The following is a 14,101-nucleotide window of genomic DNA, read 5'->3' on the forward strand; positions in this document are numbered from 1 at the left end:
CGAGAGGGGGCGGCGTCCCCGCGCGCCGCCCCCTCATCCTTCAGGAGAACGAATGCAGAACGTGCTGGGCGACCGCAAGGCGATCGCCATCCTTCTAGGCCCCGCCTTGCTCATCTACTCGGTGGTGATGCTCATCCCCGTGTTCTGGTCGCTGGGCTACACGCTGTTCGAGGGCAACGCCATCGTCGGCTTCGAGTTCGTCGGCCTCGACAACTTCGTCCGGCTGATCGGCGACTCCGAGGTGCACGCTGCGCTGCTGTTCACCCTGAAGTACGCCGCCGTCGTGACGATCGGGCAGGTCCTGCTCGGGTACCTGCTCTCGCTCCTCTACGTCTTCGCGCTCAAGCGCGCGTCCGGCCTCGTCCGGACGCTGGTCTTCTTCCCCGTCGTGATGCCGACGGTCGCCGTCGCGCTGCTCTTCCAGCAGCTGTTCTCGATCGCGCCGACCGAGGGCGTCGTCAACTCGATGCTGTCGGGTCTCGGCGGAGTCCCCGTCGACTGGTTCGGTGACGGCGCGAGCGCGTTCATCGTCATCGCGATCATGGACATCTGGCGCTCCATGGGCTTCTACGGTGTGCTGCTCTACGCCGGGCTGATCGACATCCCCGAGGATGTGCTGGAGTCGGCCCGCCTCGACGGCGCCAGCGGATGGAAGCTCGTCCGCCACGTGGTGCTGCCGCTCTCCGCCCCGGTGCTGATCTCGTCGCTGATCTTCTCGGTCAACGGAACCCTGAAGGTGTTCGACAGCGTGCTCGCCCTGACCAACGGTGGCCCGGGCACCTCGACCAGCCCCCTCACGATCTCCATGTTCGACAACGCCTTCACCTACGGCAACTACGGCTACGGCTCGACCATCGCGATGCTGCTCACCATCATCTGCCTCGTCGTGACCGTGTTCATCTTCCGTGCCAATGCCCGCACGGCGAAGAAGGGAGGCGTGGCATGAGCGCGTCGACACCCGTATCCCGCCGTGCGACGAGGATGCTGCGCCGCACACCCATCTGGCTGCTCGTCGCCGTGCTCCTGGTCATCGTCGGCTACCCGCTGATCTGGCTGCTGCTGGGCTCGTTCAAGAGCCAGCGGGAGTTCCTGGAGTCACCCACCTGGGCGCTGCCCGAGCAGTGGAACTTCGACAACTACATCGTCGCCTGGGACACGGCGGGTCTCGGCCAGTCCCTCTTCAACAGCGCCATCACGGTGCTGCCGTCGCTCTTCCTCATGCTGCTCCTGGGCACCGCGGCGGCGTTCGCCCTCGAGGTTCTCGTGTGGAAGGGCCGCAACGGGGTGCTCATCATCTTCCTCGCCGGCATCATGGTGCCGACGCAGATGATCCTGCTCCCGCTGTTCAGCACCTACTTCCAACTCGGGCTCACCGGCTCGCTGTGGCCGCTGATCATCACGTACACGGCCACCGGTCTGCCGTTGACGGTCTTCCTGATGGCGACGTACTTCCGGGCGATCCCACGCGAGGTGTTCGAGGCGGCGACGCTCGACGGCGCCAGCATCTACCGGCAGTTCTTCTCCATTGCGCTGCCGATGATGAAGAACGGACTGTTCACGGTCGGTCTCGTGCAGTTCTTCTTCTTCTGGAACGACCTGCTCATCGCGCTGACCTTCGCCAACTCCGGCGACCTGCGCACCCTGCAGGTCGGGCTGCTCAACTTCAACGGCCAGTTCGGCACGACCCAGTACGGTCCGCTGTTCGCCGCCATCAGCATCAACGTGTTCGCCCTCCTGATCATCTACCTGGTGCTCAACCAGCGCATCCAGAAGGGCCTGACGGCCGGAGCTGTCAAGGGATGAGCGCGCCCACCTCTGAAAGGACGTTCGTGAAGGTCTCCGCTCTCCGGTTCGAGCACATCGACGACACCCTCGGGATGGGGGCTCGCACGCCGCGACTCTCCTGGAAGACCGAGGCACCGGAGGGCTGGACGCAGCACGGGTGGCAGCTCGAGTGCGAGCGCGCGGGCGGCACGGTCGTCGCCTCCGGCAGCACTCCCGATCAGGTGCTCGTCGCCTGGCCGTTCGAACCGATCTCCTCTCGCGAGCAGGTGCGCGTGCGCGTCCGCGTCCGCGGCGAAGATCAGCGCTGGTCGCCTTGGAGCGACCAGACGACCGCCGAGGCGGGACTGCTGGATGCCGCTGACTGGGTCGCGACTCCCGTCGGCGGATCGTGGCCGGAGACGCCCGACACGGACCGTCGCCCGGCACTCGTGCGGCGCACCTTCCGTCTCGATCGTCCGGTCTCCCGGGCACGCCTGTACGTCACGGCGCACGGACTCTACGAGGCGGAGATCAACGGTGCGCGCATCGGCGACCACGAGTTCTCGCCGGGATGGACCAAGTACGACGAGCGTCTCGTGTACTGGACCTTCGACGTCACCGACGAGCTCGTCGAGGGCGAGAACACCCTGGGCGCGTGGCTCGGCGACGGCTGGTACCGCGGCCGCCTCGGCTTCAACGGTGGTTACCGCGACCTTTACGGCACCGATCAGGCCCTCATCGCCCAGCTGGAGGTCACGCACGAGGACGGGACCACGACGGTCGTCGCGACGGACGAGAGCTGGTCGGCCGCGCCGAGCCCGATTCTGGTATCGGGCCTGTATGACGGCGAGAAGCACGATGCCCGCGAAGAGCAGCCCGGGTGGTCGCGCCCCGGAGCCCGTGACGACGGATGGAGCCCCGTACGTGTCGGACATCGCGACCCGGCGACGCTCGTCGCCCCGGCACTCCCGCCGGTGCGCTGCACCGAGGAGCTCGCGCCGGTCACCGTCACCCGCGTCGACGACACGACCCACCTGCTCGACTTCGGCCAGAACCTCGTCGGGCGATTGCGTGTCCGGGTGCACGGACCGGCGGGCCAGGTGGTCGCGCTGCGCCATGCCGAGGTGCTGGAACACGGCGAGCTCGGCATCCGTCCGCTGCGCCTGGCCGACGCGCAGGATCTGATCACGCTCGACGGTGGCGAGCCGCGCTTCTGGGAGCCGAAGTTCACCTTCCACGGCTTCCGCTACGCGACGGTCACCGGTCTCGACGAGATCGGGGAGGGGGATGTGGTCGCCCGCGTCATCCACAGCGACATGCGCCGCACCGGATGGCTGGAGACGTCGAACCCCGACCTGAACCGCCTGCACGAGAACGTGCGGTGGGGCATGCGGGGGAACTTCCTCAGCATCCCCACCGACTGCCCGCAGCGCGACGAGCGCCTCGGCTGGACCGGTGATGTGCAGGTCTTCGCGCCCACGGCATCCTTCCTCTACGACTCGGCCGGTTTCCTCGAGAGCTGGCTCACCGACGTCGCCTTGGAGCAGCTGCCCGACGGCACCATCCCGTGGTTCGTCCCGGTGATTCCCGGTGGCCCCACCTGGAACCCGATCCGGACGGGGGCCGTGTGGGGAGACGTCTCGGTGCTCACGCCGTGGACGCTCCACGAGCGGTTCGGCGACCTCGAGGTGCTGCGCCGCCAGTACGACAGCGGCCGGAAGTGGGTCGAGCGGATGATCGACCAGTCCGGACCGTCACGGCTCTGGCGCGACGGTCATCAACTGGGTGACTGGCTCGACCCGGCGGCACCGCCGCACGATCCGGCCGATGCGCGCACCGACAGGTACCTGGTCGCCTCCGCATACTTCGCCTTCTCGACGCGGCGTCTGGCCGACACCGCCAGGCTTCTCGGCCTCGCGGCCGACGCCGACCGCTACGCGCGGATCGCCGAGGAGGCGCGCGATGCCTTCCGCGCCGAATACGTGCGCGGGGACGGGACGCTCACGTCCGACGCGCAGACGGCCTACGCGCTCGCGATCCGATTCGGTCTGCTCAGCGTGGATGAGGAGGTCGCCGCCGGCCGCCGGCTCGCGACACTCGTGCGCGAGGCGGGCAACCGCATCGCGACGGGCTTCGCGGGCACCCCGGTGATCAGCGACGCGCTCACGTCCACGGGAAACGTCGACACGGCCTACGACCTGATCCTCGAGACCGAGTGCCCGTCGTGGCTGTACACCGTGCGCATGGGAGGGACCACGATCTGGGAGCGCTGGGACTCCATGCTCCCCGACGGATCGATCAACCCCGGCGAGATGACCAGCTTCAACCACTTCGCGCTGGGGAGCGTCGCCGACTGGATGCACCGCGTCATCGGCGGACTCTCGCCGGCGGCTCCCGGATACCGCCTCATCGAGTGGGCACCGCAGCCCGGGGGTGATCTCGAGCATGCCCGGGTGGCATTCGACTCGCCCTACGGCCTCATCGAAGGGTCATGGGAGCGTGTGGCCGAAGGGATCCGGTACTCGCTCTCCGTCCCCACCGGTGTCGAGGGCACGATCCGCGTGCCGGGTCTCGACGAGCAGTACGTCGTCTCGGGCGGACGGTTCGAGACGGTCGTCGCGACGATCGACACGGTCGCCGCATGACCGGCCACGTCGAGGCGACGCGGCGTACGCCGTCCTGAGCGCGCTCAGTCACCGCCCGCGGTGGCCGCGATGCGCCGGTTGTGCAGGGCGAGCGCCACGAAGGCGATCCCCGGAACGACGAGCACGATCAGCACCGGCCACCGCCAGCCCTCCGCGGTGAGCATCACGGCTCCGAAGACCAGGAGACCCGCGCCGATCGAACGCATCGCGACCGAGCCGACGGGAGTCGCGGCCGGGTTGCGCCAGAACGGCACCGTGCTCGTCGCATTCGCACGCAGCGTCATCGCCAGGGCGGTCAGGAAGAGGATCGAGCCGGCCAGGGAGAGGAGCACGCCGAACACATTCATGCCTCGAACGTATCAAGGACGTCACGCGGTCCCGTGGAGCGACGATCGCCGCTGGGGGAGCCATCGCGCTGGTCGTGCTCAACGCGCGGGTGCCGCTCGGCGCGCCGCCCCGCGCCCGCTGACCGCTAGCCCCCGTAGGGGCGCACGCAGGTGTCCTGCGCCGCGCTCTGGCCATCGAGGTTCTCGGGGAGCGGGGCGGCGTCGGCCGGTGGTTCCTCCTCGGTCGCACCGTCGTCGGGTTCCGAGCTCGGCGGGGCGGTGTCGTCGGACAACTCGCTGCCACGGCCCGTGCGGTCGGCGCTGATCGACACGGTGTCACCGGCGCGCACCCGCTCCAGTAAGTCGGCCGCGGCGGCCTCGTCGGGGACCACGCGGTCGCCCGCGGGCAGGTGCGGGTACGACACGAACGCGATGTTCTCGAGGGGGAGGTCGCTGAAGACTTTCGCCATCGAGGTCAGCGTGCCCAGGTCGGCCAGCTGCGTCGACAGGGTCATGTTCCGCGTCGCCGCATCGGCGATGCCGTAGAGCTTCACCGGATCGGTGAGGGTCGACTGGTCGCGCAGCGTGCGCACGAGAGAGGAGAGGAAGACCTGCTGGGTGGAGATGCGGGCGAGGTCGCTGCCGTCGCCGACGCCGTAGCGGGAGCGCAGGAGCGCCAGGGCCTGCTCGCCGCTCAGGTCGTACGTCCCCGCGGCGGGGATCTCCAGTCCGGAGTGCCGATCGTGGATGGGGCCGGCGAAGCAGATGGGGACGCCGCCGACGGCGTTCGAGGCCTCGATGACGCCGGTGAAGCTGATCTCCGCCGCGTAGGCGAGGTCGATGCCGGTCAGTGCGGTGACGGTGGAGGTGACGCAGCCCAGTCCGCCGCGGGCGAGCGATTCGTTGAACTGCACCCGCCAGCCCGCGTTCCAGGTGCTACCCGTCTCGGGATCGGTGCACGCGGGGATGTCGACGAGCAGATCGCGCGGGAAGGAGATGACGGTGGCGGCGTCGTGCGTCTCGTTCACGTGCAGCAGGAGGGTGACGTCGTTCCGGCTGCCTTCGACATCGCCGCCCTCCCCGTACTGGACGCCCTGCCCGGCGCGGCCGTCCGATCCGACGAGCAGCACGTCGAACTCCCCGTCGAAGTCGGCCACGGCGGGAGGCTCCTCGCTGTCGCGTACCGGCTGCAGCTCGACCGTGGTCACGTTCTGGGACAGCCGGATCGCCGCGATCGCGACCGTGCCGCCGGTGATGACCAGGATCGCGACCGCAGTCAGTGTGAGGAAGCGCCGCAGGCGTCTCCGGCGTCGTCGGCTCGGAGAAGGGGGAGGGGGGAGACTCATGGGAAGACCTCTCGACATGGGCGAGCAGCCATCGTCGAGGACGAATGTCACACGAGTGTCACAGGTGAGGAAGGGTCACGCGGAACGTCGCGCCGGGGGATCGGGGGAGCAGCACGAGCTCCCCGCCGAGGAGCCGCGCGTTGTCGCGGGCGATCGCGAGTCCGAGCCCAGTGCCCACACCGTCGGAGCGCGAACGGTCAGTGGTGACGAAGCGGTCGAACACCCGATCGGCATCGGGCTCGCCGATGCCGGGTCCGTGGTCGCCGATGTCGATGTGCAGCATGTTGCCGTCTTCGTGCACGCGGACCGTGACGGGCGGGCGACCGTGCCGGGACGCGTTGGTGAGCAGATTCGCCACCACGGTGTGCAGCCGCGACGAGTCGGTGCGGATCCGAAGGTCCGGGGCGACCGACAGCTCGGCCACGTCGACTCCGGTCGCATCCACGACGTCGGTCAGCAGCTCCGCGAGCACGACGGTCGTGCGGTTCACGCGCGCGACCCCGGCATCGAGGCGAGAGAGTTCGAGCAGGTGCTCGATCAGGGAGTGCAGGCGGCGCGTTCCGGCGCGCACGACCGCAACGGCGACCGCCCGCTCCTCCGCGGTCGCCTGCTCGTCGTCGTCGAGGAGCTCGTCGACCGCGATCATCGAGGTGAGCGGTGTGCGCAGCTCGTGGGCGACGTCGCTGACCAGCTGCCGGGACTCCGCCTCACGGCGCTGCAGCTGCCCGATGGTGTCGCCCAGACGCTCCGAGGAGAGGTGGAGGGCGTCGGCCACGCGGTCGACGTCGTCGAAGGACGGCTTCCATTCCGGCGGGCCTTCGCCGGATCCGACCGCATGGGCGGTGTCGACCAGGCGTCGAAGCGGGCGCGTCAACGCACCGCCGAGCAGACGCTCAAGCAGGACGACGAGGACCACGACGCCGCCGCTGAGGAGCGCGCCCGAGACGATGAGCTCTCGCACCTGATCCTGCTGCGGCTGCATCGAGTACGCCGTGACGACGGCGAGGCGGGCGCTCGGATCCTGGGGGAGATCGTCCCGGACCGTCGAGACGAAGAACACTTCACGACCGTCGAGCGTGGTCATCAGCGAGGTCAGATCGCCGGAGCGACGGCTGTCGTCGATGCCCAGCGCGTCCGGCACCTGGCCCGGACGGAGCTCTCCGGCGCTGCGGCCACTGTCGAGGTCGATGATGACGGTCTCGCCGGGGAGGATCTCGGCGTAGTACTTCCACGTGTCCTTCGGGGACGCGGTGGAGATGGAGGTGAAGAGGGCGTCAGCGGTCGTGGAGAACTCGTCGAGCAGACCTTCCTGCCGCGACTCGTACACGATGCGCCCCGCCGTGAACACGACGACACCGGTGACGAGCACCGAGACCGCGATCGTGCTGCCGACGAGAGCGAGGGCGATGGCCGTGCGGAGGGTGGGGCGACGACGACGTGCGGTCATCGCAGCCGGTATCCGATCCCCCGCATGGTCTCCAGCTGTGGCGTCGCGACGTTCGCCGCGGTCAGCTTCGCACGCAGCCGCTGGATGGCGGTGTCGACCACCCGCGGAGTGTCGGGTGGCGACTGCGCCCAGACCGCGTCGATCAGGTGCGAGCGGCTCAGGGCGTGACCGTCGTTCAGTGCCAGCTCATGCAGCAGGCGGAACTCGGTGGGGCTCAGCGGCAGGGCTTGGCCGTCGGCCAGTGCCTCCGCGGAGTCCTCATGCAGTTCGAGTGTGCCGACCCGGAGCGGCTCCGCGGTGAGGCGGGAGCTGCGGCGCAGGACCGTCCGCAGGCGCGCTTCGAGCACGGCCACACTGACCGGCTTCGTGATGTAGTCGTCGGCTCCGGCGTCGAGGCCGATGACGACGTCCGCATCCTCATCGCGCGCCGTGAGCATGACGGTCGGGAAGCCCCATCGGGTGCGGATCTCGCGGCACAGCGAGAACCCGTCGCCGTCGGGGAGCATGACGTCGATGATCGCGACATCCGGAGCGATCCGTTCGGCGAGCACGCGGGCAGAGGCAACATCCTCGGCGGTGTCGACGGTGTGGCCGCGGCGCCGCAGGGCGGTCGTGAAGCCGAGGCGGATCTCCGCATCGTCATCCACGAGCATGACCTTCATCAGGCGCCCACCTCCTCGGCCATCGCGCGCTTGCGATGTTAGACGCCTGCGCCCGTGGAAGTGCTCCATACGGCGACCGGCATGGGTCGCAGGAAGGCGCTAGGTCGAGCCGCTACCCTCGGGGCATGCGCCGAATCCTCGTCCTCCCGCTCGTGCTCGCCGCCGGCCTCATCCCGGCGGGCTGCTCGCAGGTGACGCAGATGGCGGGCGATGCTCTCGGCGTCGACGTGCAGGCTGCCTGCACCACCATCGACGACGCGTACGGGCAGTACCAGACGCTGCTCGATCAGGGGGAGCTGTCGGCCGAGCAGGCCGATGCCGCGCGCGACGACCTGGTCGCCTCGCTCAACGGGCTGGCCGAGAACACCGACGGTCAGCTGGGCGACCTCATCCGCTCGGGTGCGGAGAAGATCGGCGGGATGACCGATCTGCAGGCGCCCGAGACCGTCGAGGCGATCGAGCAGCTCAAGAACTCCGCCTCCGGGTTCTGCGGCTGACCGCGAGAGGTGCTCGCCGATCGCATCGGTGTCAAGGGGCGTGCCACTGCGCCTGCACCGGCGTAGCGTCGGACCGACATGGACGCCGTCCCGCATGCGCGGAGCCTGCGGCGTCTGCCCACGGGAAGGAACGCACATGAGTGGTGGAAGCGACGACATCCGCACCGACCGGAACGACATCAGCACGGAGCCGGGCCCGGGTGCAGAGGAGAACGACAACCTCGGCGCCGAGGACGGCAAGGGGAACCCGCCCACGGTGGTCCCGAGCGACGGAGGCGACACCGACGACGCCGATGTCCTCGCAGAAGACCCGGAAGACGGCTGACCGCGCTCCTGGCCGACGCCTCAGTTGAGGCGCTCGGTCAGATGGACGGTGACCTCGTCGCCGTCAGTTCGTCCGATGCGCCGGCGGATCGCGGCGGTGACAGGCAGCTTGTGTGTGCCGTCACCGAGGGCCATGAACGCCCCGCGGAACGGCTCACCGTCGACGGTCCCGGCGACCTTGACGAGTCCGCGAGTCCCGAAGATCGTCGCCGACTCGGGGAGTTGGACGCAGGTCCAGGTGTCGCCTTCGCGCACCTTGCCGAGGACGGCGGTGAAAGTGATGTCGAGTGGCGTGCTCATGGCGTTCTCCTGTTCCCCGAGTTCAGACGAAGAGGCCGATGATGGCCCCGATGACGGTGAGCTTGATCACCCAGTCGAGCAGGTGGACGGCCGCCACGGAAGGCGCGGTGTTCTCGTGCACGACGCCGCCCAGGAGCAGGATCAGTGGCAGCACCGAGAGTGCGAGGCCGAGCAGCGCGCCGGCGGCGGCACCGTGCCAGGACGCGGCGACCATCAGCCCGGCGACGAGGCCGGAGGCGAGAAGGCTGCGCAGCACGACCGAACCCATCTGGGCGGCGACCGACAGGCCGGGCCGCGGGGTGCTCGTGCGAGTGACCAGAGCCGAGACCGGCGGGAGAGCGTAGAGGACGGCGCTGGCGATGAACGAGACGACGGTGGCGATGGCGATGCCCCAGATGATCATGGCCGCTCCTTCTTTAGTACTGATTAGTACTGCTGGTGTTCAGAGTAGATCGCTGTTTTAGGACTGTCAAGTACTAAACTCGGATCATGAGCACCGACCTCCCCACCCGCGGGCGCCCGTCCGGCCTCACCGGTGCGGAGCTGATCGCCGTCGCGCGCGATGTCTTCCTCCAACACGGCTACCGAGGTGCGTCCATGGACGAGGTCGCCAAGCGTGCTCGCATCTCGAAGGCGTCGCTCTACCGCGAGCACGCCTCGAAGAGCGCGCTGTACGCCGCCGTCGTGCACCACTGGACGCTGGCCGGTCGCGATGCGATGCGCCCCGCCCTCGATCGGCTGCGCGGGAGCGAAGACCTCCGCGCGGGTCTCATCGAACTCGCCGAGACGATGCAGGCCGGCATCCTGAGCCCCCCGGTGGTGGCGATGCGCAGGCTCGTGACGGCCGAGGCGCGCGAGCAGGCGCAGGTGGCGGCCACTTACCTGGAGGAGAGCTGGAACACCAACATCCAGAACCTCGCCGATGCGCTGAGCGCGCTCGCGGCCGAGGGGCGGCTCCGCCTTGCCGATCCCCGCGCCGCCGCTGAACAGTTCACCTGGCTGGTGATCGGTGCACCGCTGAACGCCCGCATGCTCGGCGGCGAGGAGAAGTCGGCTGACGTGGCGGGCTCTGTCGACCTCTTCCTCGCCGGCTACGGTCCGCGTGATGGCCGGAACGACCACGCCCTACGCGCGCGGTGACCACGAGGCGCCCACCCGAAACCCGCCGCTCTGCTACGGTCAAGCCCATGACCGTCCCGATCGCAGAGCAGCAGTCGATCGTCACCTCGCGGCGACGTCCACGATTCCGGCTGGTCATCATCCTCGTGTTCGGAGTCCTCGTCGTCCCGTTCGCGGTCTCGGCCGCCTTCAATAGCTACGGCCCGCTCACCGAGGAGAGCGCGATCCGGATGGCCTTCGCGACGGTCGTGGGGCAGGTGATCGCCGTCCTGAGCGGGTTCGCGGTCATCGGACTCGCCGTGAAGCGGCGGTACGACATCCCGAAGATCGTGCTCCTCCTTGTCGTGGCCGTTGTGATCACCGTCAACGCCTTCGCCGTCGCCGGATCGGCCGGTGACCTGCTGCTGTCCCGACTCGACCTGATCGCCGAGACGAATCTGCTCAACCAGTAACCGCCTGTTCCTCGCAGGCTTTGGCGCCCCGGACCGTCGCGACGGATCCGAGGCGCCGACCGGCTAGGACGTGACCTGCGCCGCGGAGGAGCTCGACCGCTTCGCCGCGGTCGGCGTCGCCCGCCGCATCGCATAGGCCCAGGTGGCGAGACCCAGGAGCGGACCCCAGAGCCAGAACGGGAACATCAGAAGCACGTACACGGAGTTCTCCACGTTCCCCACTCCCTCCAGAGCGAACTGGATGCCGGCGGCCGTGAACAGGACGCTGACGAGGCTCGCCGGGACGATGGCCAGCCCGGGCGGCACCGATCGCCCGCCGAGTCCCGCGAGGAAGCGGGGGAACCGCTCGCCCCAGGGCAGGATCAGGCCCAGGGTGAGCACGCCTCCGGTGAGCATGGCCGCGCCGAGCGCAAGACCGAGCACGCGGACCGAGGGGTCTGCGGCGAACATCTCCGCGCTTCCGCCGAACAGCGGCCAGGGCGTCAGCCAGCTCGCGCGGGCGAAAGCGTAGGGGAGGGCGCACGCGGCCGCCACGATCGTGATTGCGCGGCGGTGCCGGAGCACCTCGCGCGCGAATCGGCTTCGTCTGGATGACGGGTCGGCGATCATCCAGATCAGCAGCCCGGCGGCCGCGGCGACATGGGCGAGCGCGAGACCGGCCTGCGGGAGGATCATGCCGTAGCTGCCCAGGATCTGGGGGACGAGCGGCCCGGCCCCGAGTCCGATGGCGGCGTAGGCGAGGGCGCCGACGACCACAGCGGCGACCAGGAGACCGACCAGCGGACGGCGCAGCACGGTGAGGACGATGAGGACCAGGGCGCCGACGATGACCATCATCGCGAAGGTGTAACCCGCCGCGGCGATCACGCCTCCGGGCATCGTGACGGCGAGGAGCGCCCCGGCCACGAGACCGACCGTGTGTAGGAGCCACCGCGGCACGGCGCGGTTCGCGAGGTCACGAGTCGCCAGTGCGGACACGGATACGAGGAGCGCGGCGAGCGCCCCCGTGAGGGAGAGCGCGAGTTCGACCCCATGGCCGAGGTTGCTGATCAGGCTCGAGGGCAGTGCGTCGGTGCCGGGGGTGAGCATCCTCACGAGGCTGGTGACGGTCACGGCCAGGGCGCCGACAGCGGCGGCGAGGAGGACGAGGAAACGGGTGCGAATGGACATGCCTCCACGCTAGGAACGCGTTCCGCCGCCGACTTCAACCGCAGGGGTCATCCTCCTCACCCGCAGGAGTGAACCTGCCGGCGCAGAGCGGTCAGCGTCCCGGGCGGAGCAGACCGTTCTCGTACGCCCAGATGACGACGTGCACCCGATCGGGAACGCCGAGCTTCGCGAGAACGGCCTTCACATGCGTCTTCACCGTGTTCGCCGAGAGGAACAGCTTGCGCGCGATGTCGTCGTTCGAGGCGCCGGTGGCGAGAGCGCGGGCGACCTCCTGTTCGCGAGGGCTGAGGGCGGCGAGAGCCGTTACCGGATCCGTCCCGGGGGCGCCGTCGCGGACGAAGCCGATCAGTGCTTCGGTGGCGCGCGGCGACATCACCGACTCGCCGGCGGCCACCGCGACCGCGGCATCCGCGAGTTCCGCCGGGCTGGCGTCCTTGGTGAGGAAGCCGCTCGCCCCCTCGCGGATCGCGGCATACACGTACTCGTCCAGGTCGAAGGTGGTGAGGATCAGCACCCGGGTGGCCGGGCGGAGCCGCAGCACCTCCCGTGTAGCGGCGATGCCGTCCATCCCCGGCATCCGGATGTCCATCAGAACCACGTCGACGGCATGGGCCCGCACGTGCGCGATCGCCGCTTCTCCCGACGAGGCGGTGGTGACGTCCGACAGGCGCGGGTCGCGCGAGAGCATCAGCGCGATGGCGGTGCGGAACAACTCCTGGTCATCGACGATGAGTACGCGGAGGGTCATCCGATGCTCCTCTCGGTCGGAAGATCCACCGTGACGATCCATCCCCGCGAATCCCGTCCGTGCGCGGTGAGCGTGCCGCCGGCGAGCCGCACCCGCTCGGTGATCCCGACCAGGCCCACACCGCTGCCGAGATCGGTCACGACCGGCCCCGACCCGCCGTCATCGCGCACCGTGGCATGCACGGAGTCGGGTCGCCAGTCGAGGCGCACCTCGATCTTCACCGGGGAGGCGTTGTGTCGGACGGAGTTCGTGAGCGCCTCGCGCACCGCATGATGCAGTGCCAGCGCGGCGTCGGCGCGAAGCGGAGCCCTGGTGCCCGACTCGCTCAGCCGCACGTCGGTCGAGGGAGTGCGCACGCCCTCGACCAGCTCCTCCAGGGAGTCGACGGTGGGCAACGGCTGGCGCGGGGCATCGTCGGCGACGACCGAACGCATTCCGCGCAGAGCCTCACGGCCGGTGTCCACGACGATCCCGAGAGCAGCGTCGCTCCGGTCGGGGTCCTCGGCGCGCACCGTGCGGGCGACCTCGGCCTGCGCGATCATCACCGTCATCGAGTGCGCGACGATGTCGTGCAGGTCGCGGTTGATCCGTCCGCGCTCATCCGCGATCGCCTGCGAGACGCGCGCCGCCATCCGCTCCTCGGCCTGGTCACGCCGCACCCGCAGGACCAGCCCCAGCGCCCAGGCCGCCGCGATCGCGCCGCTGAGTCCGAGGAACGCACCGAGGCGGAGCTCCGGATCATCGAGCCGCAGTTCCGTGAAGGCGATGAGGCCCGCGCCGAAGATGCCGCCCGCCAGCGCCAGCACCCGCACGGTCGTGCCGGTCTGCGCGGCGACCTGGCCGATGACCAGCAGGTAGGCCGCGGCCGAGGGGAGGAAGGCTCCGGATGCCGCGCGGATACCCGGGACGAGTACGAGAGCGCACATGACGACGTTCGCGATCACGATCGCGACGACCGGATGCCGCACAGCGAGCAGCGTCGTGAGGTGCAGCACCACGTACAGGGCGATCATGAGCGCGAGGATCCAGGGCTCGGGGCGCGTGGCCGGCTCTGTCAGGATCGCGATGCTCGACGGCAGCAGGATCACGAGGGCGATGAGCGCCACGATGACGTCGACACGCAGCCAGGCGTGCCGACGGAGACTCGCGACAGAGGCCTCGGACCGCATCGCCCTCATGCTCTCACGCGGCTTCCCGCGGCCGGATCACCCGTCCGGGTGAGGTGAGAGGGGACTGTTACGAGGATCGGGAGGGCGCTACGATCGGCAACCACCGGCGGAGGGCCGGTCCCGGTTCGGCGC

16 protein-coding genes are annotated in these 14,101 nt (G+C 69.5%); 7 read left to right on the forward strand and 9 right to left on the reverse strand.

Features of this window, described 5'->3' with window-relative positions:
• Nucleotides 1–52 precede the first annotated feature (52 nt).
• The 3 genes from J7E45_RS14435 to J7E45_RS14445 are packed head-to-tail and all read left to right on the forward strand — an operon-like array spanning nucleotide 53 to nucleotide 4,409.
• Nucleotides 53–946: a carbohydrate ABC transporter permease gene (locus tag J7E45_RS14435; RefSeq protein WP_215070205.1), complete on the forward strand. Its 894-nt coding sequence runs from the start codon at nucleotides 53–55 to the stop codon at nucleotides 944–946.
• Nucleotides 943–1,803: a carbohydrate ABC transporter permease gene (locus tag J7E45_RS14440; protein WP_167634612.1), complete on the forward strand. Its 861-nt coding sequence runs from the start codon at nucleotides 943–945 to the stop codon at nucleotides 1,801–1,803. The genes J7E45_RS14435 and J7E45_RS14440 overlap by 4 nt, the downstream gene beginning before the upstream one ends.
• Nucleotides 1,800–4,409: an alpha-L-rhamnosidase gene (locus J7E45_RS14445; protein WP_251054268.1), complete on the forward strand. Its 2,610-nt coding sequence runs from the start codon at nucleotides 1,800–1,802 to the stop codon at nucleotides 4,407–4,409. Before J7E45_RS14440 ends, J7E45_RS14445 begins: the two co-directional genes overlap by 4 nt.
• 44 nt (nucleotides 4,410–4,453) lie before the next feature.
• On the opposite strand, the gene J7E45_RS14450 is transcribed toward J7E45_RS14445, so the two are convergent.
• The 4 genes from J7E45_RS14450 to J7E45_RS14465 all read right to left on the reverse strand — a co-directional run bounded on the left by J7E45_RS14450 (nucleotide 4,454) and on the right by J7E45_RS14465 (nucleotide 8,190).
• Nucleotides 4,454–4,756, reverse strand: a complete 303-nt coding sequence (locus J7E45_RS14450) for a hypothetical protein (protein WP_215070207.1) — start codon at nucleotides 4,754–4,756, stop codon at nucleotides 4,454–4,456.
• 125 nt (nucleotides 4,757–4,881) lie between these two features.
• Nucleotides 4,882–6,081: an LCP family protein gene (locus J7E45_RS14455; protein WP_215070209.1), complete on the reverse strand. Its 1,200-nt coding sequence runs from the start codon at nucleotides 6,079–6,081 to the stop codon at nucleotides 4,882–4,884.
• Nucleotides 6,082–6,139: 58 nt separating this feature from the next.
• Entirely contained in the window at nucleotides 6,140–7,528 is a 1,389-nt protein-coding gene (locus J7E45_RS14460; RefSeq protein WP_215070211.1) for a HAMP domain-containing sensor histidine kinase, read from the reverse strand.
• Entirely contained in the window at nucleotides 7,525–8,190 is a 666-nt protein-coding gene (locus J7E45_RS14465) for a response regulator transcription factor (RefSeq protein ID WP_215070213.1), read from the reverse strand. The genes J7E45_RS14460 and J7E45_RS14465 overlap by 4 nt, the downstream gene beginning before the upstream one ends.
• Nucleotides 8,191–8,315: 125 nt before the next feature.
• Here J7E45_RS14465 and J7E45_RS14470 point away from each other — a divergent pair, with 125 nt between their 5' ends.
• Both J7E45_RS14470 and J7E45_RS14475 read left to right on the forward strand, forming a co-directional pair.
• Nucleotides 8,316–8,687: a hypothetical protein gene (locus tag J7E45_RS14470; RefSeq protein ID WP_215070215.1), complete on the forward strand. Its 372-nt coding sequence runs from the start codon at nucleotides 8,316–8,318 to the stop codon at nucleotides 8,685–8,687.
• Nucleotides 8,688–8,823: 136 nt separating this feature from the next.
• Nucleotides 8,824–9,012, forward strand: a complete 189-nt coding sequence (locus J7E45_RS14475) for a hypothetical protein (RefSeq protein WP_091028620.1) — start codon at nucleotides 8,824–8,826, stop codon at nucleotides 9,010–9,012.
• A 20-nt stretch (nucleotides 9,013–9,032) separates the two neighbouring features.
• Here J7E45_RS14475 and J7E45_RS14480 read toward each other — a convergent pair whose 3' ends face one another.
• Complete coding sequence (locus tag J7E45_RS14480; protein WP_167634605.1) at nucleotides 9,033–9,311, reverse strand: DUF1905 domain-containing protein; 279 nt, start codon at nucleotides 9,309–9,311, stop codon at nucleotides 9,033–9,035.
• Nucleotides 9,312–9,333: 22 nt separating this feature from the next.
• Nucleotides 9,334–9,714, reverse strand: coding sequence for a DUF1761 family protein (locus tag J7E45_RS14485; RefSeq protein WP_167634604.1), 381 nt, complete (start codon nucleotides 9,712–9,714; stop codon nucleotides 9,334–9,336).
• A gap of 86 nt (nucleotides 9,715–9,800) precedes the next feature.
• On the opposite strand from J7E45_RS14485, the gene J7E45_RS14490 reads away from it, so the two are divergent.
• Nucleotides 9,801–10,451, forward strand: a complete 651-nt coding sequence (locus J7E45_RS14490) for a TetR/AcrR family transcriptional regulator (protein ID WP_215070217.1) — start codon at nucleotides 9,801–9,803, stop codon at nucleotides 10,449–10,451.
• Nucleotides 10,452–10,498: 47 nt separating this feature from the next.
• Nucleotides 10,499–10,882, forward strand: coding sequence for a hypothetical protein (locus J7E45_RS14495; RefSeq protein WP_215070219.1), 384 nt, complete (start codon nucleotides 10,499–10,501; stop codon nucleotides 10,880–10,882).
• A 63-nt stretch (nucleotides 10,883–10,945) separates the two neighbouring features.
• On the opposite strand, the gene J7E45_RS14500 is transcribed toward J7E45_RS14495, so the two are convergent.
• The 3 genes from J7E45_RS14500 to J7E45_RS14510 all read right to left on the reverse strand — a co-directional run bounded on the left by J7E45_RS14500 (nucleotide 10,946) and on the right by J7E45_RS14510 (nucleotide 13,969).
• Nucleotides 10,946–12,052: a hypothetical protein gene (locus tag J7E45_RS14500; RefSeq protein ID WP_215070221.1), complete on the reverse strand. Its 1,107-nt coding sequence runs from the start codon at nucleotides 12,050–12,052 to the stop codon at nucleotides 10,946–10,948.
• Between the two features lie 91 nt (nucleotides 12,053–12,143).
• Nucleotides 12,144–12,800 carry a response regulator transcription factor gene (locus J7E45_RS14505; protein WP_215070223.1) on the reverse strand — a complete coding sequence of 219 codons (657 nt, stop codon included), beginning with the start codon at nucleotides 12,798–12,800 and terminating at the stop codon, nucleotides 12,144–12,146.
• On the reverse strand, nucleotides 12,797–13,969 hold the full coding sequence (locus tag J7E45_RS14510; RefSeq protein WP_215070225.1) for a histidine kinase: 1,173 nt from the start codon (nucleotides 13,967–13,969) through the stop codon (nucleotides 12,797–12,799). The genes J7E45_RS14505 and J7E45_RS14510 overlap by 4 nt, the downstream gene beginning before the upstream one ends.
• Between the last annotated feature and the right edge of the window lie 132 nt (nucleotides 13,970–14,101).

This window comes from Microbacterium sp. ISL-59, assembly GCF_018613945.1.
Taxonomy (GTDB): Bacteria; Actinomycetota; Actinomycetes; order Actinomycetales; family Microbacteriaceae; genus Microbacterium; species Microbacterium oxydans_B.

Coding starts and splice junctions, on each gene's coding strand:
- J7E45_RS14435 (WP_215070205.1), top strand. CDS start 53: ATGCAGAACGTGCTGGGCGACCGCAAGGCGATCGCCATCCTTCTAGGC.
- J7E45_RS14440 (WP_167634612.1), top strand. CDS start 943: ATGAGCGCGTCGACACCCGTATCCCGCCGTGCGACGAGGATGCTGCGC.
- J7E45_RS14445 (WP_251054268.1), top strand. CDS start 1,800: ATGAGCGCGCCCACCTCTGAAAGGACGTTCGTGAAGGTCTCCGCTCTC.
- J7E45_RS14450 (WP_215070207.1), bottom strand. CDS start 4,756: ATGAATGTGTTCGGCGTGCTCCTCTCCCTGGCCGGCTCGATCCTCTTC.
- J7E45_RS14455 (WP_215070209.1), bottom strand. CDS start 6,081: ATGAGTCTCCCCCCTCCCCCTTCTCCGAGCCGACGACGCCGGAGACGC.
- J7E45_RS14460 (WP_215070211.1), bottom strand. CDS start 7,528: ATGACCGCACGTCGTCGTCGCCCCACCCTCCGCACGGCCATCGCCCTC.
- J7E45_RS14465 (WP_215070213.1), bottom strand. CDS start 8,190: ATGAAGGTCATGCTCGTGGATGACGATGCGGAGATCCGCCTCGGCTTC.
- J7E45_RS14470 (WP_215070215.1), top strand. CDS start 8,316: ATGCGCCGAATCCTCGTCCTCCCGCTCGTGCTCGCCGCCGGCCTCATC.
- J7E45_RS14475 (WP_091028620.1), top strand. CDS start 8,824: ATGAGTGGTGGAAGCGACGACATCCGCACCGACCGGAACGACATCAGC.
- J7E45_RS14480 (WP_167634605.1), bottom strand. CDS start 9,311: ATGAGCACGCCACTCGACATCACTTTCACCGCCGTCCTCGGCAAGGTG.
- J7E45_RS14485 (WP_167634604.1), bottom strand. CDS start 9,714: ATGATCATCTGGGGCATCGCCATCGCCACCGTCGTCTCGTTCATCGCC.
- J7E45_RS14490 (WP_215070217.1), top strand. CDS start 9,801: ATGAGCACCGACCTCCCCACCCGCGGGCGCCCGTCCGGCCTCACCGGT.
- J7E45_RS14495 (WP_215070219.1), top strand. CDS start 10,499: ATGACCGTCCCGATCGCAGAGCAGCAGTCGATCGTCACCTCGCGGCGA.
- J7E45_RS14500 (WP_215070221.1), bottom strand. CDS start 12,052: ATGTCCATTCGCACCCGTTTCCTCGTCCTCCTCGCCGCCGCTGTCGGC.
- J7E45_RS14505 (WP_215070223.1), bottom strand. CDS start 12,800: ATGACCCTCCGCGTACTCATCGTCGATGACCAGGAGTTGTTCCGCACC.
- J7E45_RS14510 (WP_215070225.1), bottom strand. CDS start 13,969: ATGCGGTCCGAGGCCTCTGTCGCGAGTCTCCGTCGGCACGCCTGGCTG.